The sequence below is a fragment of the Mesorhizobium sp. M8A.F.Ca.ET.165.01.1.1 genome, assembly GCF_004792065.1.
GTDB lineage: Bacteria > Pseudomonadota > Alphaproteobacteria > Rhizobiales > Rhizobiaceae > Mesorhizobium.
This window is the reverse complement of record NZ_SRTH01000009.1, coordinates 173,630-200,203: the sequence shown is the minus strand read 5'-3', so window position 1 is coordinate 200,203 and position 26,574 is coordinate 173,630. Positions and strand designations below refer to the sequence as shown.

General features: G+C 64.0%; 26 protein-coding genes and 1 tRNA gene. 11 read left to right on the top strand and 16 right to left on the bottom strand.

The features are described from left to right. The 4 genes from hisD to EN808_RS23135 all read right to left on the bottom strand — a co-directional run bounded on the left by hisD (window position 1) and on the right by EN808_RS23135 (window position 3,556). The gene (gene hisD / locus EN808_RS23150; RefSeq protein ID WP_135916968.1) at window positions 1–1,293 is read right to left on the bottom strand and encodes a histidinol dehydrogenase; all 1,293 of its coding nucleotides are present in this window, start codon (window positions 1,291–1,293) and stop codon (window positions 1–3) included. Window positions 1,294–1,300: 7 nt separating this feature from the next. Beyond that, window positions 1,301–1,732, bottom strand: a complete 432-nt coding sequence (locus EN808_RS23145; RefSeq protein WP_135916967.1) for a DUF2948 family protein — start codon at window positions 1,730–1,732, stop codon at window positions 1,301–1,303. A gap of 201 nt (window positions 1,733–1,933) precedes the next feature. Next, window positions 1,934–3,226 (bottom strand): UDP-N-acetylglucosamine 1-carboxyvinyltransferase, encoded by a 1,293-nt coding sequence (murA, locus tag EN808_RS23140; protein WP_127279570.1) that lies wholly within the window; start codon window positions 3,224–3,226, stop codon window positions 1,934–1,936. A gap of 129 nt (window positions 3,227–3,355) precedes the next feature. After that, window positions 3,356–3,556 (bottom strand): hypothetical protein, encoded by a 201-nt coding sequence (locus tag EN808_RS23135; protein ID WP_127279569.1) that lies wholly within the window; start codon window positions 3,554–3,556, stop codon window positions 3,356–3,358. Window positions 3,557–3,717: 161 nt separating this feature from the next. On the opposite strand from EN808_RS23135, the gene EN808_RS23130 reads away from it, so the two are divergent. After that, window positions 3,718–3,792: transfer RNA gene (locus tag EN808_RS23130), tRNA-Thr, on the top strand. A gap of 128 nt (window positions 3,793–3,920) precedes the next feature. Here EN808_RS23130 and EN808_RS23125 read toward each other — a convergent pair. After that, window positions 3,921–4,292, bottom strand: coding sequence for a VOC family protein (locus tag EN808_RS23125; RefSeq protein WP_127279568.1), 372 nt, complete (start codon window positions 4,290–4,292; stop codon window positions 3,921–3,923). 329 nt (window positions 4,293–4,621) lie between these two features. Here EN808_RS23125 and EN808_RS23120 point away from each other — a divergent pair, with 329 nt between their 5' ends. The 3 genes from EN808_RS23120 to EN808_RS23110 all read left to right on the top strand — a co-directional run bounded on the left by EN808_RS23120 (window position 4,622) and on the right by EN808_RS23110 (window position 8,632). Then, window positions 4,622–6,274 (top strand): DUF882 domain-containing protein, encoded by a 1,653-nt coding sequence (locus tag EN808_RS23120; protein WP_127870836.1) that lies wholly within the window; start codon window positions 4,622–4,624, stop codon window positions 6,272–6,274. 94 nt (window positions 6,275–6,368) lie between these two features. Next, entirely contained in the window at window positions 6,369–7,274 is a 906-nt protein-coding gene (locus EN808_RS23115; protein WP_127870837.1) for a MurR/RpiR family transcriptional regulator, read from the top strand. A gap of 41 nt (window positions 7,275–7,315) precedes the next feature. Further along, the gene (locus tag EN808_RS23110) at window positions 7,316–8,632 is read left to right on the top strand and encodes an ArgE/DapE family deacylase (protein ID WP_135916966.1); all 1,317 of its coding nucleotides are present in this window, start codon (window positions 7,316–7,318) and stop codon (window positions 8,630–8,632) included. Window positions 8,633–8,654: 22 nt separating this feature from the next. Here the strand turns inward: EN808_RS23110 and EN808_RS23105 are convergent, their stop codons facing one another. The 5 genes from EN808_RS23105 to EN808_RS23085 are packed head-to-tail and all read right to left on the bottom strand — an operon-like array spanning window position 8,655 to window position 13,275. Continuing rightward, window positions 8,655–9,689, bottom strand: coding sequence for a branched-chain amino acid ABC transporter permease (locus EN808_RS23105; RefSeq protein ID WP_135916965.1), 1,035 nt, complete (start codon window positions 9,687–9,689; stop codon window positions 8,655–8,657). Next, the gene (locus EN808_RS23100) at window positions 9,686–10,561 is read right to left on the bottom strand and encodes a branched-chain amino acid ABC transporter permease (protein ID WP_027045159.1); all 876 of its coding nucleotides are present in this window, start codon (window positions 10,559–10,561) and stop codon (window positions 9,686–9,688) included. Before EN808_RS23100 ends, EN808_RS23105 begins: the two co-directional genes overlap by 4 nt. A 9-nt stretch (window positions 10,562–10,570) precedes the next feature. Beyond that, window positions 10,571–11,284 (bottom strand): ABC transporter ATP-binding protein, encoded by a 714-nt coding sequence (locus EN808_RS23095; protein WP_127279818.1) that lies wholly within the window; start codon window positions 11,282–11,284, stop codon window positions 10,571–10,573. Beyond that, a complete protein-coding gene (locus tag EN808_RS23090; protein ID WP_135861928.1) occupies window positions 11,281–12,018 on the bottom strand; it encodes an ABC transporter ATP-binding protein in 738 nt (245 codons plus the stop codon). The genes EN808_RS23095 and EN808_RS23090 overlap by 4 nt, the downstream gene beginning before the upstream one ends. A gap of 3 nt (window positions 12,019–12,021) precedes the next feature. Then, on the bottom strand, window positions 12,022–13,275 hold the full coding sequence (locus EN808_RS23085) for an ABC transporter substrate-binding protein (protein WP_135881019.1): 1,254 nt from the start codon (window positions 13,273–13,275) through the stop codon (window positions 12,022–12,024). Between the two features lie 189 nt (window positions 13,276–13,464). Here EN808_RS23085 and EN808_RS23080 point away from each other — a divergent pair, with 189 nt between their 5' ends. Both EN808_RS23080 and EN808_RS23075 read left to right on the top strand, forming a co-directional pair. After that, window positions 13,465–14,283, top strand: coding sequence for an alpha/beta hydrolase (locus tag EN808_RS23080; protein ID WP_135881018.1), 819 nt, complete (start codon window positions 13,465–13,467; stop codon window positions 14,281–14,283). Window positions 14,284–14,464: 181 nt separating this feature from the next. Then, window positions 14,465–15,859, top strand: coding sequence for a multicopper oxidase family protein (locus EN808_RS23075; protein WP_135916964.1), 1,395 nt, complete (start codon window positions 14,465–14,467; stop codon window positions 15,857–15,859). A gap of 32 nt (window positions 15,860–15,891) precedes the next feature. On the opposite strand, the gene EN808_RS23070 is transcribed toward EN808_RS23075, so the two are convergent. The 3 genes from EN808_RS23070 to EN808_RS23060 all read right to left on the bottom strand — a co-directional run bounded on the left by EN808_RS23070 (window position 15,892) and on the right by EN808_RS23060 (window position 18,139). Then, window positions 15,892–16,179 (bottom strand): PTS sugar transporter subunit IIB, encoded by a 288-nt coding sequence (locus EN808_RS23070; protein ID WP_127278918.1) that lies wholly within the window; start codon window positions 16,177–16,179, stop codon window positions 15,892–15,894. 20 nt (window positions 16,180–16,199) lie between these two features. After that, a complete protein-coding gene (locus EN808_RS23065; protein ID WP_127278917.1) occupies window positions 16,200–16,661 on the bottom strand; it encodes a PTS sugar transporter subunit IIA in 462 nt (153 codons plus the stop codon). Between the two features lie 71 nt (window positions 16,662–16,732). Further along, window positions 16,733–18,139, bottom strand: coding sequence for a PTS transporter subunit IIC (locus EN808_RS23060; RefSeq protein ID WP_135916963.1), 1,407 nt, complete (start codon window positions 18,137–18,139; stop codon window positions 16,733–16,735). Between the two features lie 343 nt (window positions 18,140–18,482). On the opposite strand from EN808_RS23060, the gene EN808_RS23055 reads away from it, so the two are divergent. Both EN808_RS23055 and EN808_RS23050 read left to right on the top strand, forming a co-directional pair. After that, window positions 18,483–19,796 (top strand): NAD(P)H-dependent oxidoreductase, encoded by a 1,314-nt coding sequence (locus EN808_RS23055; RefSeq protein ID WP_135916962.1) that lies wholly within the window; start codon window positions 18,483–18,485, stop codon window positions 19,794–19,796. A 276-nt stretch (window positions 19,797–20,072) separates the two neighbouring features. After that, window positions 20,073–20,282 carry a type II toxin-antitoxin system VapB family antitoxin gene (locus tag EN808_RS23050; RefSeq protein ID WP_135916961.1) on the top strand — a complete coding sequence of 70 codons (210 nt, stop codon included), beginning with the start codon at window positions 20,073–20,075 and terminating at the stop codon, window positions 20,280–20,282. A 48-nt stretch (window positions 20,283–20,330) separates the two neighbouring features. Here the strand turns inward: EN808_RS23050 and proC are convergent, their stop codons facing one another. The 3 genes from proC to EN808_RS23035 are packed head-to-tail and all read right to left on the bottom strand — an operon-like array spanning window position 20,331 to window position 23,502. Beyond that, a complete protein-coding gene (proC, locus tag EN808_RS23045; protein ID WP_127278913.1) occupies window positions 20,331–21,146 on the bottom strand; it encodes a pyrroline-5-carboxylate reductase in 816 nt (271 codons plus the stop codon). A 60-nt stretch (window positions 21,147–21,206) separates the two neighbouring features. Next, window positions 21,207–22,535, bottom strand: coding sequence for an O-antigen ligase (locus EN808_RS23040; RefSeq protein WP_135916960.1), 1,329 nt, complete (start codon window positions 22,533–22,535; stop codon window positions 21,207–21,209). Next, entirely contained in the window at window positions 22,504–23,502 is a 999-nt protein-coding gene (locus tag EN808_RS23035; RefSeq protein ID WP_135916959.1) for a glycosyltransferase, read from the bottom strand. Before EN808_RS23035 ends, EN808_RS23040 begins: the two co-directional genes overlap by 32 nt. A gap of 170 nt (window positions 23,503–23,672) precedes the next feature. On the opposite strand from EN808_RS23035, the gene EN808_RS23030 reads away from it, so the two are divergent. From EN808_RS23030 to EN808_RS23020, 3 genes are read left to right on the top strand one after another with little or no spacing between them, the layout of a single operon-like run. After that, the gene (locus tag EN808_RS23030; protein ID WP_135916958.1) at window positions 23,673–24,845 is read left to right on the top strand and encodes a glycosyltransferase family 4 protein; all 1,173 of its coding nucleotides are present in this window, start codon (window positions 23,673–23,675) and stop codon (window positions 24,843–24,845) included. Beyond that, window positions 24,842–25,648: a WecB/TagA/CpsF family glycosyltransferase gene (locus EN808_RS23025; protein WP_135916957.1), complete on the top strand. Its 807-nt coding sequence runs from the start codon at window positions 24,842–24,844 to the stop codon at window positions 25,646–25,648. Before EN808_RS23030 ends, EN808_RS23025 begins: the two co-directional genes overlap by 4 nt. Beyond that, complete coding sequence (locus EN808_RS23020) at window positions 25,645–26,571, top strand: DUF6492 family protein (protein ID WP_127870846.1); 927 nt, start codon at window positions 25,645–25,647, stop codon at window positions 26,569–26,571. The genes EN808_RS23025 and EN808_RS23020 overlap by 4 nt, the downstream gene beginning before the upstream one ends. Window positions 26,572–26,574: the final 3 nt, after the last annotated feature.

Here is a 26,574-nt window from a genome sequence, read left to right as displayed (position 1 = left end):
CTACATGTTCAGCCGGATAGTGACGGAGCGGCCATGCGCGTCGAGCCCTTCCGCCCGCGCGAGTGCGATCGCCGCCGGTGCCAGCATGCGCAACTGTTCCGGGCCGAGCTTCATGACCGAGGTGCGCTTGACGAAGTCGAGCACGGACAGGCCCGATGAGAAGCGCGCCGAGCGCGCCGTCGGCAGCACATGGTTGGAGCCGCCGACATAGTCGCCGATGGCTTCCGGCGTGTGGCGGCCGAGGAAGACGGCACCGGCATTGCGCATCTTCGCGAGGAAGCCTTCGGCATCGTCGATGGCCAGTTCGACATGCTCGGCCGCGATGCGGTCGACCAGCGGCAGCGACGCTTCGATCGTCGGAACCAGGATGACGGCGCCGAAATCGCGCCAGCTCTGCGCCGCCGTATCGCCGCGCGAGAGGCTTTGCAACTGACGCTCGACCGCCCGTTCGACCGCCTCGCCGAACGCCGGATCGTCGGTGATCAGGATCGACTGCGCCGACACATCATGTTCGGCCTGGGCAAGCAGGTCCGCCGCGATCCACTCCGGATCATTGCCGCCGTCGGCCACGACAAGCACTTCCGACGGCCCCGCGATCATGTCGATGCCGACGGTGCCAAACACCCGCCGCTTGGCCGCGGCGACATAGGCATTGCCGGGGCCGACGATCTTGGCCACCGGCTTGATCGTCTGCGTGCCATAGGCAAGTGCGGCGATCGCCTGCGCGCCGCCGACGCGGTAGATTTCGGAGACGCCTGATATATCCGCCGCCACCAGCACCAGCGGGTTGACGACACCGTGCGGTGCCGGCACGACCATGACGATGCGCTCGACGCCTGCTACCTTGGCCGGCACGGCGTTCATCAGCACCGAACTCGGATAGCTTGCCGTGCCGCCCGGCACATAGAGCCCGACCGCCTCGATCGCGGTCCAGCGCGAGCCGAGCTCGACGCCGGCGGCATCCGTGTAGCGTTCGTCCTGCGGCTTTTGCCGCTGGTGATGGGACCGGATGCGGTCACGTGCGAATTTCAGCGCCTCGACCGTGGCCGGATCGGCCTCGGCATAGGCGCCGGCGATGTCTTCCGCCGAGACGGCAATGCCTAGCGCGGCGAGGTCGCCTCCGCCGAATTTCTGCGTGTAGTCGATCAGTGCCGTGTCGCCCTCGGCGCGCACGCGCGCGATGATGTCGCGCACCACGGCGTCGACATCGGCCGATACCTCGCGCTTGGTCATGAGGAAGGCGGCGAAACGCTGCTCGAAATCGGCGTCGGACTGGCGAAGCGTGATGGCCATTGTGTGCTCAAGCCCTGTGGATGGGGCGCGACGTGGCTTCCCACGCACCGCCGATATCGGCAAGGCGGGCCTCGATGCATTCGACGTCGAGCATGATGGTACCGCCACCCGAGAAGATCAGTTCGACGATGCCGGCCGGCTTGCTGATCTCGATGAAGCTGATCGCCAGCAGGGAGAGGATTTCGGCCGGCTTGTCGCGGGCAATGCCGTTGGTCTTGGCGCCCAGCACCCGGTCGAAATGCAGCACCGCCTGCCGCCGCTCATTGTGCTGGCGAAACAGGCCGGATTTGGCCTCCCACACGAAACGGTTCATGGTCAGCACGAACCGTTTGGCCTTGGGCAGGAATTCGAGGTCCGAGACCTTCATCACGGCGTCCTGGAGATGGGCCGAGACGATGCCCAGATCCTGATCGTCGAGCGCAATGAGTTTTAAGGCCATGCGGATTTCACACCCAAAGGTTGGCAATCAGCCTTTCTGTTAGGCGGTCTTTCCGATCGGTGCAACCGCGACAGGAATACCGCCAGAGGCATTTGCCGCAGGTTTTGCGCACCCCTCATCGTCCCTGCCGGGCACTTCTCCCCGTATGGTGACGGGAGAAGGAACGCTTTGCAGATGATTTCGCCAAGCGACCGCGGATCGTCAGGCAGAAATCCGCTCGATCACCGCGCCGCAATTGGAAAGCTTTTCCTCCAGCCGCTCGAAGCCGCGATCGAGATGGTAGACGCGGTTGACCGTGGTCTCGCCTTCGGCGGCCAGACCGGCGATGACCAGCGAGACCGAAGCGCGAAGATCGGTCGCCATGACCGGCGCGCCCTTCAGCTTCGCCACGCCGTCGACGATCGCCGTCTGGCCCGAAAGCGTGATGTGGGCGCCGAGCCGCGCCAGTTCCTGGACGTGCATGAAGCGGTTTTCGAAGATCGTCTCGGTGATGCGCGACTTGCCCTTGGCCATGGTCATCAGGCCCATGAACTGTGCCTGCAGATCGGTCGGGAAGGCCGGGAAGGGCGCCGTCGTCACGTCGACCGGCGAAATCCCGGCGCCATTTCGCTTCACGCGGATGCCGGAATTGGTCTGCGTGATCTCCGCGCCCGTCTGCGAAATCACGTCGAGCGCGGTCTGCAGCAGCTCCGGCCGTGCGCCTTCCAACACGACGTCGCCGCCGGTCATCGCCACGGCCATGGCATAGGTGCCAGTCTCGATGCGGTCGGGGATGACGCGCACGCGCGCCCCCGACAGCGCTTCGACGCCGTCGATGGTGATGGTCGGCGTGCCGGCGCCGGAAATCCTGGCGCCCATGGCGTTGAGGCATTCGGCGAGATTGACGATCTCGGGCTCGCAGGCGGCGTTTTCCAGCACCGTCTCGCCCTTGGCGAGCGATGCCGCCATCATCAGCACATGGGTTGCGCCGACCGAGACCTTGGGGAAGATGTAACGGTTGCCGACGAGGCGGCCATTGCGGGTCTTGGCGATGACATAGCCGGTGTCGACATCGATATCGGCGCCCAGCGCCTGCAGGCCTTCGAGGAACAGGTCGACCGGGCGCGTGCCGATGGCGCAGCCGCCGGGCAGCGACACCTTGGCCTCGCCCATCCGGGCCAGCAGCGGCCCGATCACCCAGAACGAGGCGCGCATCTTGGACACCAGCTCGTAAGGAGCTGTCGTGTCGACGATGTTGCGGGCGGAAAAGTTGATGGTGCGCGAATAGCCCTCATTCTGCTTCTCGCGGCGGCCATTGACCGAATAGTCGACGCCATGATTGCCGAGGATGCGGATCAGTTGCTCGACATCGGCCAGATGCGGCACGTTTTCGAGTGTCAGCGTGTCGTCGGTCAGAAGCGAGGCGATCATCAGCGGCAGGGCGGCGTTTTTCGCGCCCGAGATCGGAATGCTTCCGGCAAGCTTGTTGCCGCCGACGATTCTGATGCGATCCATTGGAGAATGTCCCTCTCGGCCAGAAAAGGCCGGTTCAATCGTTTGAGTGTCGGCCCGTCTAGACCATTGGCCGGTATGGTTCAAGAAATAGGATTTCCGAGCATCCCGTCCAAGAGTGGCCGATTTGAGTTAATCTTTCTGCATTTCCTTTGCCGCGCCGAGCCCGTCGGGCCGCTGGTCGGCCTCACCGGCGCGCCGCTTGTCGGCGTCGCCACTACGGCGCGAGCGCGACTGCGCCTTGCGCTTCTGGAGATTGGCTCGCAACTGCTCGGCGAGCCGGTTCTTGCGGGTCGTTCCGCTGTTTTTCGGTGGATTTGTCTTGTCGTTCATCGTCCTGCCCCGGCTGGCAGCCAGCCAACCCGCCATTCAGGGATAGCCAACATTGTGGCACCGCCATGTCATAGAAAGCTATCCGGCAAAGGCTTTCACAGAAGCGTTGTTCTTGGCCTTGCGCTTGCCGGTTCGATATGGCAGAAGCCCCGCCATCGGCGGCTGCGGTAGCTCAGTGGTAGAGCACTCCCTTGGTAAGGGAGAGGTCGAGAGTTCAATCCTCTCTCGCAGCACCAGTCTATCCCATTGATTGGGAACCCCTACCTTGGTCTTTTTGCCGCCTGGTACGCCGGGTGGTACACATAAGCTTGACATTGTCAGCACGGCGAAGGCGATCAAAACCAGCGTCGCCACCAGCTCTAAATTAGGCTCGATCCTTCTTGAACTCGAATAGCTCGATAACGTTGCCGGAGGGATCTTCGAGCAAGATGGCGCGGCCGGCACCGCCGTCGCTGATCTTGCCGCGGAATCTTGCGTCAGTGCGGCGCAACCGCTCGATGAGGACATCGATCTCGGTCGTAATGATCATAAATCGGTTCCACCCGCCCGGCTTTGGATCGCCGCCCGCCTGACCACCGCTCCCCGCACCTGGGGCGCTGAGATACAGCGTCAAGTCGTCGCGCAACAGCGCGGCGAACTTGCCCGGATTGTGCTTGTCGGTCTTGAAATCGAGATTGTCTCGATAGAACGCGACCGCCTTGTCGACGTTCGAAACGATGTACCGGACGGATGCCATTCAACTTCTCCTCTCTTCCAGCTACAACGGCCAACTTGCATGAAAGGTTTCCTGTCGGTCGGCCTGCCTGTGTTGGCGCGTTCAGCCGGAAGACAACGTGGCTTTCCCCAAAGGCGGGGGGCGGCAACCTCCAGTCGAAAAGCCGCCTGACACGATTCGTTAACCAAGATGCTGTTCTTCGACATGACGTGTTGTGGAATGGCTGGCCTGTCCGCCTGGTCAAGTCTGGCCTGTCCGCCTGGTCAGCAGCGCCGGGAAGGGTGCTGAAAAGAAGGCTCCGCCTCCGGCGAGGACGTCAAATCGCCCGAAACAGGAACGATGTGCAAGGCATGAACGTGATTGAAAGCCAACAGAACGCGCCCGGCGGTTTCCGCTTCTGGACCCGGTTGCAGGCTTTCATGGCCGCTTTCTTTTGCATGTGCATCACCGATGCGTTCGCCGAAACGCGCGCCCTGCGAATTCAGCATCTCCATACGGGCGAGAAGGCCGAGATCGTCTTCAAGCGCGACGGGCGTTACGATCAGGCGGGCCTGAAGAAGATCAACTTCATGCTGCGCGACTGGCGCCGCAACGAGCCGACCAGGATGGATCCGCGTCTGCTCGACCTGGTCTGGCAGGCTTATCGCGCCAGCGGCTCGACCAGCTATATCCATGTGGTCAGCGCCTATCGCTCGCCGGCGACCAACGCCATGCTGCGCGGCCGTTCGAAAGGGGTGGCCCGCGAAAGCCAGCACATGGTTGGCCGCGCCATGGATTTCTTCCTGCCGGATGTGCCGCTGAAGAAGCTGCGCGACATCGGCCTGAAGATGCAGGGCGGCGGCGTCGGCTATTACCCTACTTCCGGTTCGCCCTTCATCCACATGGACGTCGGCAATGTGCGGCATTGGCCGGGCATCAGCCGCCAGGAACTGGCCAGGGTCTTCCCCAACGGCAATACGCTCCATGTGCCGAGCGACGGCAAGCCGCTGCCCGGCTACGATCAAGCGTTTGCCGCCTACAAATCGCGCAAGGCCGCCGGCACGCCCAACATCGAACTGGCAAGCGCCGACGGCGGCCAACGCAGGCCGGCGCGCGGCCTGCTGGCGTCGCTGTTGGGTGGGCGCGGCACGGACGAAGCCGACGATGCCGCGGAAGTGGCGCCTGCGCCACGCAAGCCGGCGAAGCCGGTTGACTCCAAGACGGCCGGTGACCCCAAGACGGTCGTTGAACCGAAGCTGGCCGGACAGGGCATCGCTATCGTGGCGCCGGAGGCAGCCCAGCGGGCGGACATTCAGATGGTTTCCCCCGAAGAAACGCCCGCGAAGACGCCCGAAGCGATCGTCATGGCGATGGCGCCCGGCACGGTGCCGGTACCCGCTTTCGCACCGCGCACCGGGCTCGCTGCAGGCATTCCAACCCCGCAAACCGTGCCGCTCGGCGTAGCCAGCGCATCTCCGGCGCGGGCTGAACCGGCGGCCGGCGCCGAAACTGCCTCGGGCAAGGCTGGCGCCGCTCTCGCGATTGCCGGTCCGGACATGGTGGCGCTCAACATCCCTGTCCCGACATGGCGGCCCGAAGGCCGGACGGGGCCTGCGCGACAGCCGGAGGCGGCCAAACCCGCCGATGCAATCGGCGCCTTGCTCGCCACGCATCACGCCGATGACAATCTCGATCCGCTGGCTGGCCAGCCGATTGCGGTCCCGGCGTCGAAACCCGAAGATCGTGCCAGGACAAGCCCCAAGGCCGACCGTGTCCAGCCACGTCTCGACCCCAAGGGCACCGCCGTCATTGTACCCGCGGCATTGACCGGCCGTCCGCGTGAAAGCGGTCGCGGCAGCGCAGGAGCCGGCTCGATGGCGGCGCCCGTCATTGCCGCCAATTTCATCCGCACGGCGCCGGAGCAGGTTTATCTCGATGGATTCCAGCCACGAGGAAAGACGTCCGATCACCGCCGCTTCACCGGCTCCGCGGTGAAATTCCTGCCCATCGCCAGCTTCAGATAGGTCGACTCTGCAAGCCTGTAAGATATTATCCAAATTTGACAATCAGGCATGAAATTGTAAGATAATCGTCTTTCCCCGGCGAGAGGCGATGACCATGTCGATCCGCGAAGAACTGGCCAACGCCACCTTGGCGTTCACGTCGGCGGAAGAAAAGATCGTTCAGGTCCTGCTTGCCGATTATCCGATGTCGGGGTTGGGAACAGCGACCCGGCTGGCGCGTCGCGCCGGCGTCAGCGACCCGAGCGTGACGCGGCTGATGACCAAGCTCGGCTATGTCGGCTTTGCCGATTTCCAGGCGCGGTTGCTCACGGAAGTGGAATCCCGGCTGCATTCGCCGCTGCTGATGATGGAGGCCAAGCGCCCGGGCGGCTCCAGCGAAGGCACGGCACTGGCCTATTTCCATTCGGTTTCCGACAGTCTGGAGCGTACGCGAACGGCGGTGCCCCTGCAGGCCTATACGCGCGCCGTCAACCTGCTGCTCGAGACCAAGGGCCAGGTCGTGCTGCTGGGCGGCCGTTTCAGCCGCCATATCGCCTCCATGCTTGCGGGTTACCTTCTGCAGTTCCGCTCCGGCGTGCGCGACATCGGTTCGTTGAGCCCCGCCGATTTCGACCTGTTGATCGATCTTGGCAAGCGCGACCTTCTCGTCGTGTTCGACTACCGGCGCTACCAGTCGGACGTGGTGAGTTTTGCACAGCAGGCGAAAGAACGCGGCGTCTCCGTCCTGCTGTTCACCGATGTGTGGCTGTCGCCGATCGCTGACGTGGCCGACCTGACCATGGTGGCGGCGATCGACGCCAACTCGCCCTTCGACACGCTGGCGACCGCCGTCGCGCAGATGGAAACCGTTTTTGCCCATGCGTTGGAAGGCCATGGCGCCGGGGTACGCAAGCGCATCGAGGACATCGAGAAGATCCGCAGCGCCAATGCCGTTACCCTCGATGCCGGCCTGTCGCCCTTCGACACCGAAACCACCAAACCAAGAACCCCGAGGAAATAGCGTCGAAGCGCCCGGCGCGGCGATGCGAGGAAGGAACAATCATGGCCGATATCCAGACCATCATCGATGCCGCGCAGGCTGAAATCGAGGCCGACCGCGACTGGCTGATCGGCCTGGTCCGCGACATGGTCCGCATCCCTTCGGTCAATCCCAAATTCGAAGCCAATCCGGCGATCAATCGCGAGGCGGACGTCCAGGCGCTCTTGGAGCCGATCTTGAAGCACGATGGCTTCAAGACCGAGCAGTGGGACGCCTTGCCCGGCCGGCCAAATCTGGTCGGCGAATGGGCTGGAAGCGAAGACCGCAGCCTGATCCTGTGCGGGCACATCGATGTCGTGCCGGTCGGCGAGATGAAGGACTGGTCGGTCGATCCGTTCGGCGGTGAGATCACTGACGGCCGGCTCTATGGCCGGGGCGCGGTCGACATGAAGGGCGGCGTCGCGGCTTGCGTCGCCGCCGCGCACGCGATCCGCAAGGCAGGCATCACGCTGCAGGGGCGGCTGGCGATCCACTCCGTCGTCGACGAGGAGGCCGGCGGCTTCGGCGCCATGGATGCGGTGAAGAAGGGCAAGCTCGCCAAGGCGGTGCTGGTCGCCGAGCCGACCTGGGGCGATGTCCTGCCGGTCGAGGGCGGGCTTGAGTGGGCGCGGGTGACGATCCGTGGCCGCAACGCGCATTCGGCGCTGCGCTACAACGAAATCTATCCGCAGAGGCACGACAAGGGCCGGCTGAAGCCGGGCGTCAACGCGATCGAGATCGCGGCGCGGTTCATCGCCGCCGTCCGCCAATATGAGTTGGACCGGACACGGGCGAAATCTCATCCGCTGCTGCCGGTCGGCATGAACACGATCAACATCGGTGTCATGCATGGCGGAACGGGCCTTGGCGAACATGGCCTGCCGACGGTGATGACCAATCCGGCCATCATTCCCGATGTCGCGGTGCTCGACCTCGACATGAAATTCCTGCCGGACGAAAACTCGTCGGAATACCGCCGTGACTTCGAAGCGTTCGTCCATCATTTCGCCCAGACCGACGCCTGGCTGCGCGACAACCCGCCTGTCATCCAGTGGGAACTCGGCGGGCTGCATTTCCCGCCCATGAACACCCCGGTCGACCATCCGCTGGTGACGTCGCTGATGAAACGCAAGGCCGCTATCGGCAAGACGCCGAAGGCAAGCGGCTTTGTCGCCGTGTGCGATGCCGCGCATTATGCCGGCGCCGGCGTCGACGGCGTCATCTTCGGCCCGTCGGGCGACGGCTTCCATGGCGCCAACGAATATGTCGAGGTGGAATCGGTTGTCGAGACCGCCAAGGTGATCGCCGCTTCGGTGATCGACTGGTGCGGCGTGCGCTGAGCGGAGCTAACTTTTCGGGCGGTCAGGCCGGGCGCTTGACCCGCCCGGCGACCGCACCCCATGCCGACCTGATCATGCCGGCCAGTCCGCTGGGATAGGCCAGCATGACGCCGATGATCAGCACCGCCGTGATGATCGGGCGCCATGCCCCGAAATCGGCCATCCACTCGGCGAAGATCGTCAGCACGAAGGAGGCGACGACGGCACCATAGATGGTGCTGGTGCCGCCCAGCAGCACCATCGACAGGATGATGGTCGCCAGGCTCATGCCGAACACGTCGATCGAGGCATTGCGTTGGTAGGCGGCGTAGAAGGCGCCGGCAATGCCGGTGAAGAAGGCGCTTGCCGCCAGCGTCAGCATGCGCTGGCGAACGATCGAGACGCCTCGGCTGATGGCATATTCCTCATTGTCGCGCAACGCCACGATGCTGGCGCCGGCGCGCGAGCGCACGAACACGCGCAGAAACAGCGTGCTCGCCACCAGCAGCGCCAGCGCGATGTAGAAATAGGCGAATTTGGCGTCGCGGACCATGTTGTGGTCGAACCAGTAGAGGCCGGGGATACGCACGATCCCTTGCGTGCCACCGGTGATGTCGGACTGGCTGAGGATCACCTGCATGACCAATTGCGCGAAGCCGAAGGTGACCAGGATGATATAGATGCCCTTCAGGCGCAGGATCGGGATGGTCACCACGATCGCGGCAAGCGTGGCGATGATGCCGCTGGCAAGAAGCGCGATCCACGGGTCGAGCCCGGCCAGCTTGGTGAGCAGGCTGTAGGCGTAGACGCCAATGCCGAACAGCGCCAGATGGCCGAAATTGAAGACGCCGCCATAGCCGAGGCTGAGGTCCCAGTTCGACGCCACGATGGCGTAGATGAAGGCCATGATCAGGATGTGGCGGGCATAGGTGTCGCCAAAGACCAGCGGCAGCAGCGCCAGCACGACGAAACCGAGCACGAAGCCGACGGCTTCGTGCTTCCACGGCGTGCGGCCGGGTGCGATCGGGGTTGCCGCCGCTGTACGGATCTGGGTGATCGGTGAGGTCATGTCGGTCATGCGAGGCCTCGTGAACGGCTGGCGAAAATGCCCTCGGGGCGCACCATCAGGGTCAGGATCAGCACGCCGAACAGCAGCGCCGGCGTCCAGTAGAGGCCGAAATAATAGCTGCACGCGGCCTCGAAGAAGCCGATCAGATAGGCGGCGAAGATCGGTCCCGATATGCTCGATATGCCGCCGAACACGACGACGATCAGCGCCTTGAGCAGCGGGTCGCTGCCCATCACCGGCGACATGAAACGATAGCCGCCCATGAAGATGCCGGCGAGCCCCGCCAGCGATGCGGCGATGGCGAAGGCGAGCCCATAGAGCGCGGTGACGTTCAGCCCGACCAGATGGCTGGCATCCTCGTTCTGCGCCACCGCACGCAACGCCAACCCGAGCCGCGTACGGTTGAGGAACATCCACAGTGCCGCCAGGATCAGCGGCGTGATGACGATGATGGCGATCTGGTGGAGCGAAACGCCGACGCCGCCGATGGTGGCGTTGCCGTCGATCAGCGCCGGGATCTGCTTGGAACGCGGCCCCCAGATGGTGAGCGCTCCGTTCTCGATCAGCGATCCGGCGGCAAGGGTGGTGATGACGACGACCAGCACGATGTTGGGCCGGCCGATCAGCGGCCGCACGACGCTCGCCTGCAGGATCCAGCCGACGCCGGCCATGACGACGACAGCGATCGGAAAGGCCACCGCCGCGGGCAGGCCGAGCTCGACCAACTGCCAGGCGATATAGGCGCCCAGCATCATGAACACGCCATGGCTGAAGTTGAACACGCCGATCGTCGTCCAGACCAAAGCCAGACCGACCGCCATCATGGCGTAGAGCGAGCCCTGGAACAGGCCGCCGAACAGGATTTCCGCCAATGCGCTCATTCGACGTTCCTAGTGTCCGAAATACATCGACATGATCTCGCCGTGGTCGAGGCTTTCGCCCGGCTTGATCTCGGTCGCCACCGCGCCATGGTTGACGAGGTAGAGTTGCTGCGTCAGCTCCAGCAGGAATTCGATGTCCTGCTCGACGACGATGAGCGGCACGCCGCCGCGCGAAATGTCCATGACGGAGGCGCAGAGCTCGTCCTTGATCTTGGGCGCCAGCCCAAGCGTCGGCTCGTCGAGGATCAGCAGGCGTGGATGGCTCATCAGCGCCGTGCCGATCGACACCATCTGGCGCTCGCCGCCGGACAGCGTGCGCACGCGCTGGCGCCAGCGTTCCGCCAGTTTCGGGAACAGCCTGATCACCTTCTCGCGGTTCTCCGCCTCATGTGGGCGGGCACGCGGCGAATAGGCGCCCAGCTTCATGCAGTCGGCGATGGAGAGGTCGGGAAACAGCCGGTTGCCTTGCGGCACGTGGATCAGGCCGGTGCCGACGATGGCGCGGGCGCTGAGGCCTGATATGTCTTGCCCGTCGAACAGGATGCGGCCGCTCTTCGGCCGCAGGAGACCGGAGATGGCGCGCAGCAGCGTCGTCTTGCCATGGCCGTTCGGGCCGAACAGGCCGACATTGCCGAAGCGGCCGGCCTCCATCGAAATGTCGTGCAGCACGGTGACGCGGCCATAGCCGGCGGTGACGCCTTCGACGGTGAGGATGGGATTCACGCCACCGCCCTCCGGGTTCCGAGATAGGCTTCGATGACGCGCTGGTCCGCAATCACGCTCTCCGGTTCACCGGCGGCGAGCACGCGACCATTGTTGAGCACCAGAAGGTGCCGCGACAGGCTCATCAGGAAGGTCAGCACGTGCTCGATCAGGAGAATGGTGATGCCGCGCTCGGCGGTGCGGCGGATCAGCCCGATCGACGTCTCGATCTCGGGCTTGGTCAGGCTCGACGCCGGCTCGTCGAGCAGAAGCATGCGGGGCTTCATGGCGATGGCGGTGGCAAGCATTAGGCATTTGCGTTCGAAGACGGAAAGCTCGCCGGCCAGCCGCCCGAAGGACGCAGGCCCCAGCCCAACGAATTCCAATGCCTCGGCCGCCGCGTCTCGGGCGGCGGCCGCCGCTTTCTCCTGCCGGCCGTAGCTGGCGCCGATCAACGCGTTCTCGAATACGGTCAGCCCGTCGAAGCTGGTCTCGCGCTGAAAGGTGCGGGCAAGGCCAAGGCGCGCGATGGCATGTCCAGGCTTGCCGTTGATCGCGGTCCCGTCAAAACGGATGTGGCCCCTGTCCGGCCCGAACGGGATGCCGGTGATGATGTTGAACAGCGTGCTCTTGCCGCTGCCGTTCGGACCGGCGATGCCAAAAATTTCGCCGGCCTCGACCTTGAACGACACGCCGTCGACGGCCTTCAGCGAACCGAAGGCCTTCGACACGTCGTCCAGTTCAAGCAGAGCCATGCCTCACTGCATCCAGGGCTGCGGCTTGAAGGCGCCGGTGGCGTATTTTTCCGGCGAGATCAGCGTGCGTTGGCCGTCCCAGATCTGGAAGAAGGTGATCGGGATATAGTCGTCGCCCTGCGTCGCGAGATGCGTGGCGGGATCAAATTTCAGCCGGCCTTCAGCGACTTGCTTGTCGGTCTCCGACAGCGCCTTCATGATCGCCGCATGGTCGGATGCGCCGCCGACCTTCTTGACCGCGTCGAAATAGACATTGGTCATTTCATAGAGGCCGACACCATAGGTGCCGCTTTCGACGCCGTATTTGGCCTTGAATTTGGCCGCTACCTCGTCGGCGCGCGGGTTCTTCGGCGTCGTCAGGGCACCGCCCAGAAGATTGTAGATGACACCGTTCGACTTCTTGCCCGTGAGTTCGACGAACTCCGGAACGCTCGGCGCATATTGCAGGAAGACCAGGCTCTTGGTCGGCTGCTCGAGGAACTGGTTCAGGAAGGACGCCGAATTGCCCGGCAGATAGTCGGTGTTGATGACGACGTCGGGAACGTTCTCGCGCACCTTGGCCAGGATCGGGCGCCAGTCGGTCACTTCGCCGAACGGCACGATCTCGTCGACCGTGATGGTCCAGCCCTTCTCCTTGAAGGTCTTCTTCATGCCTTCGGAGATGGTCTTCGAATAGGCATTGTCGGAGGAGATGATGGCGACCTTCTTGGTCGGCAAGGTGATCTTGCCGTCGGCCGCGAGCTTCTCGACGAACAGGGTGACGTCGGTATTGTAGGCGTCGAAGGATGGCGTCAGGGACCAGCAGCACATGTATTTGTCGGGGCTCGGCGCGATGATGTCCCTGGTCTGCTGAGAGGTGGCCGCCAGCATGTAGGGCATCTCGGCCTCTGCCATGTTGTCGATCTCGAAATTCGTCAGGCTGGCGTAGCCGGTGAGCATGAATTGCACGCCGGGATCGCCAAGCAGGCGTTCGACCGCGCTGGTGACGTTGCCGGCGGACTGATCCTTGACGTCGCCGACCACCAGTTCGAACGTGTTGCCGGCAACGCCGCCGGCGGCGTTCGCCTCATCGATCGCCATCTGCACGCCGCGTTGGAATTCCTGGCCGTCCGCCGCGGCAGGGCCGGTGATCGGCGCCAGCAGGCCGATCTTGACGACATCGGCGAAGGCCGGTGCGCTCGCCGTGGCAAACGCTGCGATCAGCGCTGTGCTCATCAGCATATGGCGGATTCTGTTGCCTGCGGATTTGGATTTCATCGTGCCGTTCCCTGTTTTCCTCCCGTTCATCGGGAGTTGGATAATTGACAATCTACGCATAATTGTTCTTATTTGAAAAGGATTTTTCAACGGCATGAGACCGGGAAAATGTTATGGCAGGGCTAGGGGAGGTGGCGGCGCTTTGTTGTGCAACTGCCTCGAACAGGGCAATTCCAGACGGAGCCAAAGATGACGATCTCGCAGAACACCCTTGAAACCAGCCACGGCAGGATCGCCGTTCGCGAGACCGACGGCAAAGGCACCGCCGTGCTGCTGATCCACGGCAATTCGTCTTCCGGCGCGGTCTTCCGCAACCAGCTCGAGAGCCCGCTCGGCGAGCGCTACCACCTCATCGCTCCCGATCTGCCTGGGCACGGCGCGTCCGGCGATGCCATCGATCCGGACCGCTCCTACAGCATGGAGGGCTACGCCGACGCGATGACCGAAGTGCTCGGCCTGCTCGGTGTCGGCAAGGCCATCGTCTTCGGCTGGTCGCTCGGCGGCCATATCGGGCTGGAGATGATCGACCGGTATCCTGGCCTGCTCGGCCTGATGATAACGGGCACCCCGCCGGTGTCGCCCGAGGAAGTCGGCAACGGCTTCAAGCCGAGCCCGCATATGCACCTTGCCGGACAGGAGGTCTTCACCGCCGCCGACGTCGAGGCTTATGCGCGCAGCACCTGCGGCGAACCGTTCGAGCCGTTCCTCATCGACACGGTCGCGCGCACCGACGGGCGGGCGCGACGCCTGATGTTCGAGAAATTCGCCGCCGGCACCGGCCGCAACCAGCGCGAGATCGTCGCCGGCAAGACACCGCCGATCGCCGTTCTGAACGGCATCGACGAGCCTTTCGTCAACACCGATTTCGTCGCGGCGGTCAAGTTTTCCAACCTGTGGGAAGGCAAGGCGCATTTGCTCGACAAATCGGGCCATGCGCCGTTCTGGGATTCGCCCGACCGCTTCAACCCTGTCTTCGCTCGTTTCCTGGCGAGCGTCGATCAGGCATAAGTCGTCGGGATCCTGGGGAGGCAATGACTCGGCCCTGGTGTCAGAGGGCACGAAACCGACTTCGGTTTCGAAGTGATGGCGCAAGCAATCGCCAATGTGCAATGTGTCGACGTTTGCGCCGGTGGCTCGCCTGTGATCCAAGGCGCACTGGATGCGGGGCACCCTGCAGTTGGAGCGCTGAATGACCCTAATCACACGCCGCAGGCTTTTGAAAACCGCCGCCATCGCTGGCGCGAGCGGTGTCGGGCTTGCCGCGATCGGCAGGATTGGCGGCTGGGCCGCGGCCACGCCCGAGCCGGTGGTGCTGCGGACGGCAAAAATCCAGGCGAAGCTTATGGATGTCGGCCCGACCAGGGATGTGCTGACCTATGGCAACGCCGAAATGCCGCCGGTGCTGAGGATGAAGAAGGGCGAGCCCTTCGCCGCGCGTCTGAAAAACGCCATCGACGATCCGACGACCATCCACTGGCACGGCATTCGCCTGCCGAACAAGATGGATGGCGTGCCCTTCCTGGTGCAGCCTTACGTCTACACCGGCGATCATTTCGACTACGCCTTTACCCCGCCCGATGCCGGCACCTTCTGGTATCACCCGCATTGCAATACGCTGGAGCAGATGGGGCGCGGCCTGACTGGCGTGATCGTGGTCGAAAACCCGAACGATCCGAAATTCGACGCCGAATTTGTCCTCAATCTGCGCGATTGGCGCCTTGGCGACGACGGCCAGTTCATCGACCAGTTCCGGCCGCGCGATGCGGCGAGAACCGGCACCTACGGCACGGTGCGCACCGCCAACTGGCTCGACCAGCCGCAATATGACGCGCCGGCCGGCGGGTTGGTGCGGCTGCGCGTTGCAATCACCGATGTCACCCGAATCTACGCCTTTCGCGTCGACGGCGCCGAAGCTCACGTCATCGCGCTGGACGGCAACCCGGTGCCGCGGCGTTTTGCACCCGATGCCCTACTGATCGGACCCGGTCAGCGTCTGGAACTCGCTGTCCGCATGCCCGACGACGAGGGCGCGCTCGTGACCTTGCGGGACGTCAGGGGCACCAAGCCGAAAGCCCTGGCAACGCTGCGCGCGGTTGGAACCTCCCTCAAACGTGACAGCCGCGATCTCGCACCGCTGGAGGCCAATCCGGTGGCCGACGTCGATCTCACCGCTGCCCGGCATATTTCGCTGACGCTCAGCGCCACGGCGGAGAACGTCCCGAGCGACGGCATATGCGGCTCGCTCGGCTACAGTTTCTGGGCGATCAACAAAGTGCCGTGGCCGGGCGATACACCCGATCCAACCGCGCCTTTGGCCGAATTGAAGCTCGGCAGGAGTTACATCATCGACATGGAGAACCTGACGCCGCAATCGCATCCGATGCATCTGCACGGCATGAGCTTCAAGGTGCTGTCGTCGTCGACGCGCCCGGTTCAGCCGCTGATTTCCGACACCTACCTCATCCAGCCCAATGAGAAGGTGAGCCTTGGCTTCGTCGCCGACAATCCCGGGGACTGGCTGCTGCATTGCCACATCATCGAGCACCAGAAATCAGGCATGACCAGCTACCTCAGAGTGGTCTGAGGCTATATCGACAAGGCCGCGTTGTCCGCGCCCTATTTGCGCAGTTGCGCCTCGATCTCGTCGAGCACCTTGTCCTTGCCGATGCCGGTGAGGAAGGCGAGGCCCTTGATCACCGGCTTGGTCACCGAAGCCGAGATCGGCGTGGTGGCGACGATGAAGTCGACGCTGTCGGCCAGCCCCGGGACTTCGGTCGCCTTGGCCTGCTGCGCGTTGAAGGTAAGCCCGCGCTTCTTCATCGCCTCGGTGACGGCGACGTTGACCGCCGTCGAGGTGGCGATGCCGGTGCCGCAGGCAAAGAGAATGGTTTTCTGTTTGGACATTTGCTGCTCCTCCTTGGTTATCAGCCGAGCACGGCACGCACGTCGTCGAGGTTGCTGGCCGACCTCAAGCCGTCCAATGCCTGCGGGTTCTGGATGGTCTCCATGACGGATTGCAGCGCTTCAATCTGCTTATCCCTGTCATTGATGGCAAGCAGGAAGACGAAGCCGACCGGCAACTTCTCGTCGGGATCTTCCATGTTGGCGAAGGTCACCGGTTTTCTCAGCGTGCCCATTGCGATGCCGGGCTTCAGCACATGCTCGGGATCGGTGTGCGGCACCGCGACATTGTCGGCGCGTTCCAGCGGCAGCCCTGTCGGGATGGTCATTTCGCGGCGAACGACCGCGTCGGCATAGGAGCTTTTGACATAGCCAAGCGCCTCGAGCCGCCCGGCGAGGATGCGGATGATCTCCTCATTGGTCGAGGCATCGGATCCGAGCACGATCGCCTCAGGATCCAGAAGCTGCATGAGGCCGTCGGACATGTCTTGCTCCGTCGATGAATCGTGCGCCCCGGGGAGGGCGCACGATCGTTTCAGATTGAAGCCGCCAAGGCTCAGGCGGTGTGTTCGGCCGGCTCGTCCTCGGCGCCTGCCGCCCGCTCCCAGCCGAGCGTATTGCGCCGGTAGAGCACGAACAGCGCTGCGATGGCCACCGCGATGATGATGATGCCGATAAGGCCAAGCCCCTGGATCGCCTCGATGATCACGTAGGGCACCCACAGGAAGCCGTCGACCACCGAGGTGATCTGCAGCGCATCCGCCGGCAGCTTGAAACCCGATGCGACGGCCGCACTGGTGAACAGCGGCGCCAGCGCGTTGGCGACATAGAAGCCGATCGCCAAGGTCACCGTGCCGATCACCACCATGCGGAACACATTGCCTTTGACCAGCGGCGCGGTCATGGCGACGATGAACGGGATGACCGCCAGGTCGGCGAACAGGATGACGCGGTTGCCGGGCAGGATCACCGACAGGATGATCGCGATCGGCACCAGGATCAGCGACGACGAGATCGCCGCGGGATGGCCGATCAGGATCGCCGAATCGAGGCCGACCAGAAGCTCGCGGTCGCCGGTGCGCTTGCGCACGAATTCCTGCGCCGCGTCGGAAACCGGAAGCAGGCCTTCCATCAGGATCTTCACCATGCGCGGCAGAAGCAGCATCACCGCGGCCAGCGTCATGCCGGTGCCCAGCACCTTGGCCAGGACCACACTGAGATCGCCCGCATTGTAGAATGCGATGGCGCCGAGCACGAGGCCGATGATGAGGCCGAGCACGACCGGTTCACCGAACACGCCGAAGCGGCGCTCGATGGTTTCGGTGTTGATGTTGATGCGGTTGATGCCGGGAATACGGTCCATGATCCAGTTCAGGATGATGGCGATCGGCAGGATCTGCGCCGAGGCGAGATGCGGCACCGAAATGCCGGGAACGCCGTAGAACTGCTGCACCGCGCGCGCCGACCAGTCGGCGAAAAGCAGCGAAAGCGCCGCGACGAGCGCCGCGATCGCAATGCCGTAGGCCAGATTGTCGGTGGCGGCCACGACAAGCGAGCCGACGAAGGCAAAGTGCCAGAAATTCCAGACGTCGACATTGAGCGTGCGCGTCATGCGCGTCAGCAACAGCACGATGTTGACCAGGATGCCGACCGGGATGACCCAAAGCCCGACCGATGAGCCGAAGGCGATCGCGGCCGCCGAGGGCCAGCCGACATCGATAATGTCGCGATGGATGCCGGTGTTGGTGACGATGGCCTTGGCCACGTCGCCGATCGACGTGAACATCAGGCCAAGCACGAGGTTGATACCGATGAAGGCGACGCCGATGGTGACGGCGGCGCGAAAGGCCTTGCTGACCTTGGCGCCCAAAACCACGGCGATGATGAAAATGACGATCGGCAGCAGGATTGTCGCGCCGAGCGTGTCGATGGCCCCCTTGAGGCCAGCGAGTAGAGTATCCATTCTTCCTCCCCTGGAGCCACGGGCTCTGCCCGAGGATGCTCCGTTGTCTCGTCCACGCCTTTGCCGCGCCTTGGCGCAAAGGCCTCCCCAAATCTAACGAGAGGCGAAATGCTCGTCCGAGCGGTGTTTCGGAGTGAACATTTGCCTTTGTTAGCAAACGAATGTTTTATTGTGGCTGTTCACGACAATGTCAATTGGCAACCCTTTGGGCCAATAATTCGCGGCGAATGCGCCGTTTCCCGGCGATTCCATTGGAAATCGCCGGCCGCGAGCGGTTTTATTGGCACAGCGGACCCGTCCCTGCTAATCCGGCCTCGAATCAAGAAGCTGTGGACATCCCTGCATGACCAATGTCGCCTTGACGGGACTTGCCAGCGATCTCGCCAGACGCGCCGCCGAGGGCCGCCCCGTGCGCATCGGCGTCATCGGCTCCGGCGAAATGGGCACGGACCTGGTCACGCAAGGCATGCTGATGCCGGGCATTGCGGTCTGCGCCGTCTCGACCCGGCGCCCGCACACCGCGCGCGATGCCATCCGCATCGCCTATGGCGACGAGGCGATGGCGGTTGAAGCCGACACCGCATCGAAAGTCACTGCTGCGATCGAGTCGGGAAAAATAGCCATCACCTCGAACGAGACGCTGGTCACCAATCCACTGATCGACGTCGTCATCGACGCGACCGGCAAGCCGGGCGTTGCCGCCGATTTCGACCTGATGGCGATGGAGCATGGCAAGCATCTGGTGATGATGAATGTCGAAGCCGACGTCACCATCGGCTGCTATCTCAAACAGCAGGCCGACCGGCTTGGCGTCGTCTATTCGGTCGGCGCCGGCGATGAGCCGTCGAGTTGCATGGAACTGATCGAATTCGCCTCCGCCCTCGGCCTGACCATCGTCTCGGCCGGCAAGGGCAAGAACAACCCGCTCAACCATGATGCGGTGCCCGACGACTATCGCGAGGAAGCGATCCGTCGCAACATGAACCCGCGCATGCTGGTCGAGTTCATCGACGGCTCCAAGACCATGGTCGAGATGTGCGCCATCGCCAACGCCACCGGGCTGGTGCCCGACGTGCCCGGCATGCATGGTCCCAAGGCCGACCGCGACGACCTCGTCAAGGTGCTGATCCCGCGCGAGGACGGTGGCCTCCTGCTGAAGAAGGGCGTCGTCGACTACACCATCGGCAAGGGTGTGGCGCCCGGCGTCTTCGTCATCGTAGAGGCGACGCATCCGCGCATCATCGAACGCATGGACGACCTGCATATCGGCCACGGCCCTTATTACAGCCTGTTCCGGCCTTACCATTTGACGTCGCTCGAAGTGCCGCTCACCGCCGCCCGCATCGTGCTGTTCGGCAAACCGGACATGGTGCCGCTGCCGCGGCCGGTTGCCGAGGTCTGCGCCGTTGCCAAGCGCGATCTCGCCGTCGGCGAGACCTTCGATGCGATCGGCGAAACTTGCTATCGCTCCTGGACGATGACCGTTCGCGAAGCCCGCGCTCAGCGCGCCGTCCCGGTCGGCCTGCTCGAGGGCGGCAAGGTGCTGAAACCAGTCAGGAAAGGTGATCTGCTGACGGCCGACAATGCCGCGCCCGACCAGACGACCAGGCTGTTTGCGCTGCGCCGTCTGCAGGACGAAATGCTGTACGGAAGCTAGCCTCGCATTGCCGGGAAAGCGGTAACCGCAACTTCGTCATCCTGGGGCGAAGCAAGGAGCGTAGCGACGCGGCGCAGACCCCAGGATCCATGCCGTGAATTAGAGGCGTTGCAGCGGTGGCAGAATTTTGCTCCGCTGCGCCCTTCCATTGAGCTCCCGGCATGGATCCTAGGGTCTCCGCGACGGAGCTTCGCTCCTGCTTCGCCCTAGGATGACGACGTTAGGAACTACCGCTCAGGCTTCTATTCTGTCAAAATCATAGCGTCGAGGACCCAGATGAAACTCTACATCAGAAATCCGCGCGCACGCGAATTGGCGAGACGGCTTGCAGACTTGCGCAATACGTCGATGGCCAAGGCGGTCTTCAAAGCGCTTGAATCCGAACTGCAGCGAAAGCAACTCTCGCTCGCCAAAAGGCTTGCCATCATAGCTCACGATCTTAGAGCCAAGGCAGGAGCGGGTGGCCGAACTATGGATAAGGAATAGATCAGCGACATGTGGGGATATTCCTGACACACCCCGAGCTGTCCCCGCTTATTTCCCCAGTTCGATCGACCTTAGCCGCGCCGCTTCCACCGCGTCGGTGAGCAGCTTGGTCAGCCGGTCCTCGCCCATCAGCACGCCAAGCGCGGCCGCCGTCGTGCCGTTGGGGCTGGTCACCTGCTGGCGCAGCACACCCGGGTCCTCACTGCTTTCCGCGGCGAGCGACGCGGCGCCGTAGACGGTCTGCATGGCAAGCAGCCTGGCGGTCGCCGCCGGCAAGCCGGCCTTCTCGGCGGCCACGGTCAGCGCTTCTATGAAATGGAAGATGTAGGCCGGACCCGATCCGGACACGGCGGTCACCGCATCCATCAGGCTCTCGTCGTCGATGGTGGCCACTTCGCCGCTGGCCGAAAGCAGGTCGGCGACGAAACGCCTGGCGTCGTCGGAAACCAGGGGATTGGAAAACACCACCATCATGCCCTTGCCGATGGCAGCCGGCGTGTTGGGCATGCAGCGCACGATCGGCGCGCGGTTGCCGAGGATTTGCTCGAAGGTGGCCGACGGCGTTCCGGCGGCAATGCTGACGAAAGTGGTGCGGCCGTCGCCGAAGCGCTTGTAGGCGGCGGTGACGTCACGGATCACCTGCGGCTTCACCGCGATGATGACGAGTTCAGGTACGGCATCCGTCGGAATGGCTTCGGCTTCCGCCGCGGTGCCGCAGCCGAGTGCGGCGGCGCGATTGCGCAGGTCCGCGTTGGGCTCGACCACGAAAACCGCTGAGGGTGCGAGCTTGCCGGACTTCAGCCAGCCCGAGAGCATGGCGTAACCCATATTGCCGCAGCCGGCGAGAACAAGCCTGATCGTCATCGAGAGCCCTCCGAGGAAAGGCCATGACATAGACGCTCGCGGATCGGTGGGGAAGCCCTCTCAGGACCGCTGGACGGGCGTGCGCACCGCGATCGGCCGCAGCGACACTTGCCTGAGACCCAGCACGCCGAGCACGAAGAACAGCCAGACCGGATCGCCGCGATGAAAGAAGAAGCTCTCGAGGAAGGCGTTGAGCGCGGTGAACAGCACCACCATCATGAAGAAGTCGCCGAGAAAGATGTTTTCCTTGCGCTGCGGAATGCGCATGTAGTCGCGCAGCGGTGCGATGAGGAAAGTGTAGACCGCCACGCAAAGGGCAGGGATGCCCATCAGCACGGCAATGTCGAGATAGCCGTCATGGCCGTGCACGATGGTCCTGATGTCCCAGGGGCGATCGAAGGGCTGGTCCTGGTTGAACAGCAGCGGCGTGCCCCAGAAGCTCTCATAGCCGTAGCCGGTCCACGGCTTCTTCGCCAGCATCGAGCCGGCGAACTCCCACAATGTGGTGCGGCCGGTGTAGGTCATGTCGGGAAAATAGATCGCCGCCAGATGTTTGATCGGCGGCAGGAAGACGATGCCCAGCGTGCCGACCGCCGTGGCGATTATCGCCAGCGCAAACAGGATCGGCGTGCCGAGCCGCATGCCCATCAGGCTCGGAAACATCACGATCAGGATCGAGAACGGCACCAGCCCGGCGGTGGTCTTGGAGCCGGTGTGCAGCATGAAGATCATCGCCGCGCAGAAGATGCCAGCGCCCCACCAGCGCTGACCGCGCCGATAGAGATAAAGGCCGGCGAAACTGAAGCAGGCCATGATCGGTCCGGCGATGTTCTTGTGGGTGAACACGCCGCGCCACAGGCCGGCATGTTCGGGCTCTTGCGAGTCGGCCGTGTGCATCGCCTCGTGTGGAAAGACGATGAGGCCGAGATAGGATAGGCCCATCACCGCGACGGCGGTGAAGATGATGACTCTGGAGAAGGACTCGGCGTCACGCGGCAGCGCCAGGATCGTCGCCATCGTCAGGATGCCGATCATGGTGAAAGACGCCGCGCGCATGGCCGAGGGCGGATCGGTTGCCAGCAGCACCGACAGGAAGAAGAAACCCAGCATCAGAATCCAGGATGGGCTGAGCAGCGAGCGCACGACGCGCGGGTCGGCGAAGGCCATCAAGGCAAAGACCGAAACCGCGCCGAGTGAGCCGAAGCCGAGCTGATTGACGATGTCGCCGCCTTCGCCGGTGAGTTCGGCGCCGGCCGGCTGGAACGGGCGGAAGGACACCATGATGACGGTGAACAGCAGCGCCGCGATCGCGGTCGCCACGCCGTCGCGTGTGAACGCGGCGCTGAGCGGGGCGCGCTCAGTTTTTCTCAGGCTGGCGGTATTGCTCATTGGCATATCCGAATTCGGCCAGCACGCGGCCGAGCGCCACATGGACGGGGTAGATGGCGATCGCCGGCGATCCGGTGCGCGCCAGCCGCATCATGCCGCGAAGCGGCGAGACGGCAAGGAGCGCCAGGCTCTTGGCGAACACTTTGGCACCTGCGAAGGGCATGCCGGCGCGCTTCTTCCTTTCCACCAGCGTCGAGATGACACCGTTGCGCAGGCTGCGGGCACGGATCCAGTCGGTCTCGACGCGCCGGGCCGGAACGGTCTCCCGCACCTTGGCTTCGGCGCACCAGCCCAGCGCGAAGCCCCTTTGCGCCGACCGGCTGAGAAAGTCGGCATCGCCGCCGCCCATGAAATTGAACCTGAGATCGAGGAAGGGCGGCCCCATCGCGGTCAGCACGCTACGCCCGACCAGAAGATTGCCGGACGAATAGAGTGCGGGCACCTCTCCCGTCTCCCGGTAGGGAGGCGCGAAGACGGGATGCTCGGCCCATGTCGCGTGGGCAGGATCGGTAAAGACGGGAACCTGCGGGCCGCCAATGATATCGGCGCCGAGCGTTTCGGCCGCGCGGCACATCCGCTCCAGCCATTGCGGATCGGCGATCTCGTCATCGTCGATGACCAGCAGATGCCTGAAGTTCGGGAAATGCAGGATCGCCGTCTGCCAGCCGGCATTGTAGGCGCTGCAATTGCCGCGCTCATGCGCGATGATGACCATGCCCGGTATCTCGCCGCGCTCGAACAGCGGCAGCGCGGCCTTGGCCCCTTCGCGCGCCTCGGCCTCGTTCTCCATGACGATGACGGCAAAGCGCCTGCCGGTTTGCTGCTGGCGCAGCGACGCCAGCGTCTCCAGCACCTGTTCGGGCCGCTTGAAAGTCGGCAAGGTGACGATCGCTTCGACGGCCTCCGCGTCGAGCCGGGGAGAGCGTCCCGCGATCGATACCGAACCGTCCGATGGCAAAGGGATCATCCGTATCCAGCCGCGTCTTGAGTCGCGTTCTGGTAGCATCACGATGATAAGGTTTCGTTAATCACCTTGCATGGAGAGGCCCGCCAGGCATGGGCTTTGGGGCGTTGATCGTGCTCGTTTAATCAAGGGTTCACCGCGCTTTGCTACCGGCTACACCACAGGATAGTGAGATGCATCTGCTGTTCGCCACATCGATCGTGCCCGACGGTGCTCTCGCCTCGGGCTACGAGATCGCCAACGCCGCGATCATCGCCGCCTTGCGGCGCGCCGGCGCGCGCGTGACGGTCATCGGCTTCACCTGGCCCGGGAAAGCCGCGATAGATCCCGAAAACACGGTGGTGCTTGGTGCGATCGACGTGCGCACCGAAAGTGCTTCGCCGCTGCAAAAACTCGCCTGGGTCGGCAAGGCGATATTTTCGGGCCTCACCTTCGCGTCGGTCAAGTTGCGTGCGGTGTCCGACCACGACGTTCAGGCCGCGATCGAACGCGCCGGTCCATTCGATGGTTATGTGCTGAATTCCGTGCAGTTCGCCGGTGCTTTCGAAAAGCTCTTCGAAGGCCGGCCTTCGATCTTCGTCGCCCACAATGTCGAGCATCTCTCGGCCCGCGAGAATGCCGCTGCCGCCGGCGGCATTTTCCAGCGTCTGCTGTTCCGGCGCGAGGCAAGGCTGCTCAAGCTCGTCGAAGAGCGTCTCTGCCGCCGCGCGCGCTTCGTCTTCACGCTGGCCGAGGAGGATCGCGTGGCGCTCGGTGTCGCCTCGGATGAGCGTTCGGCGGTGCTGCCGCTGGTAACCGGCGACACGGCGCCGGTCCGGAAAGGCCTGCGCCCGATCGAGTGCGACGCGGCCCTGATCGGCACCTGGACCTGGCAGCCAAACCGCATCGGCCTCGACTGGTTCCTGGGCAAGGTGGTGCCGCACCTGCGGCCTGGTTTCCGCATCCGCATCGCGGGCCACATGCCTTCCGGCGTCACCTCGACGCATCCGGGCGTCCAATTCGTCGGCCGCGTTCCGGATGCCCGGGCTTTCGTCCTTGGCGCGGCCGTCATCCCGCTGATCAGCACCGCGGGCAGCGGCGTACAGTTGAAGACCATCGAGACCTTCGAGCTTGGCCTGCCCTCGGTCGCCACCAGCCGTTCGCTGCGCGGCATCGACTATCGCCCCACCAATTGCGTGGTCACCGACGATCCGGCCGGCTTCGCCCAGGCCCTGGAGGCTGCCGCGGCCGATATCGACGATGTCGATGGCAGCACCTTCCATCGCCGGCAGGTCAAGGCGCTCGACGCCGCGATTCGTGTCGGTCTCGAAAAAATCGGTGCCGTCCGGCGGGAGGTGTATGCATGAACATGCACGCCACCCGCGCCGCGTTCGGGCTCGACAGTCTGAAAATGATCCTCGGCATCCCGGTGCTCGCCATCCGCTGGAACGATGCGACCGCCCTGCTCAATCGCCTGCTTGCGGAGAAGCGCTTCACCAAGGTCAGCTTCCTCAACGCTCACAATGCCAACATCGCCTATACCGACCCGGTCTTCGCCGAGGCGCTCGACGATTTCCTCATCCTGCCGGATGGCATCGGCGTTGATCTCGCCGCGAAGCTTCTCTACGGCGCGGCATTTCCCGACAATCTCAACGGCACCGATTTCGTGCCCGCATTCCTGCAGGCTTCCAAGCGGCCGCTGACCGTGGGGCTGCTCGGTGCGACGCGTGTCAACGCCGAGGCGGCGTCGCTGAAGCTGGCGGCGCTTGCCGTGCAGCACAGCTTCGTGGTCGTTCACGATGGCTATTTCTCCGCCGCGCAGGAGCCGGAGATCATCGGCCGGATCGCAAAATTGCGACCTGACATGCTGCTCGTCGCGATGGGCGTGCCGCGCCAGGAGCTGTGGATTGAACGCCACATCGACGAACGTCATTGCACGCTGCCCGTCGCGGTCGGCGCGCTGCTCGATTTCCTGAGCGGCTCGGTGCCGCGCGCCCCGCTATGGATGCGCCGCCTGAGGCTGGAATGGCTGTTCCGGCTGGCGGTCGAGCCCGGCCGGCTCTGGCGCCGCTATGTGGTCGGCAACCCCCTGTTCCTGTGGCGGGTCGTCAAGCAGAAATGGTCGCGCGGCGCCGAGGCCGCCGCAGATGCTCCCGGAGAGTTTCGTTGAACAAGCGCTTCGTCCCAGACCCGCTGGCCGGCCCGGGCCTGTTGCCGAAGACGCCAACGGCGGCAGTGGTGACGGCAAGCTACGCCCCGGATTTCGAGCGCTGCCGCCTGCTGTGCGAAACGCTTGACCGCCATGTCTCAGGCGCCGCGCACCACTACATTCTGGTCGAACATCGCGACCTCGCGCTTTTCCGTCAGTTGGCGACCAGCCGCCGCTCGATCGTCGATGAGCGGGATCTCCTGCCGCGCTGGCTGCGAGCCTTCGACGATCCGTTCAGCCTGTTTCGCCGGCGCGTCTGGCTCAGCATGAAGACCCAGCCGCTGCGCGGTTGGCACGTGCAGCAACTGCGCCGTATCGCCATATCGGCGCACGCCGGGGAAGACGTGCTGATCTTCTGCGATTCCGACGTCGCTTTCCTGAAGGCGTTCGATTGCGGTGTCTTCTGGCGCGATGGCAGCGCGCGCCTGTTCCGCCGCGATGGCGTGCTCGCCGATGACGGCCATGACGAGCATCGCGTGTGGTCGCGCAATGCCGGCGCCGCACTCGGCATCGACCGGTCCCAGGCGTCGGTCCATGATTATATCTCGACGTTGATCGCCTGGCGCCGTGACACGGTGCTGGCCATGTGCGGCCGGATCGAAAAGGTCCATGGTCGCGACTGGGTCGAGGTCATCGGCTCGGCGCGCAAATTCTCCGAATGTATGATCTACGGCCGCTATGTCGATGATCTGCTGGACGGCGCCGGCCATTTCCACGGTTCGGAGGAATTCTGCCGTGTCCACTGGACGGGCGAGGCGTTGTCGGACGATGAGTTCCGCCGCTTCGTCGCCAGCATGGCGCCGGAGCAGGTGGCGATCGGCATGCAGTCCTTTATCGGCACGGATATCGGCCGCATCCGCCGCCTGATCGGGCTTGATCGCTGACTT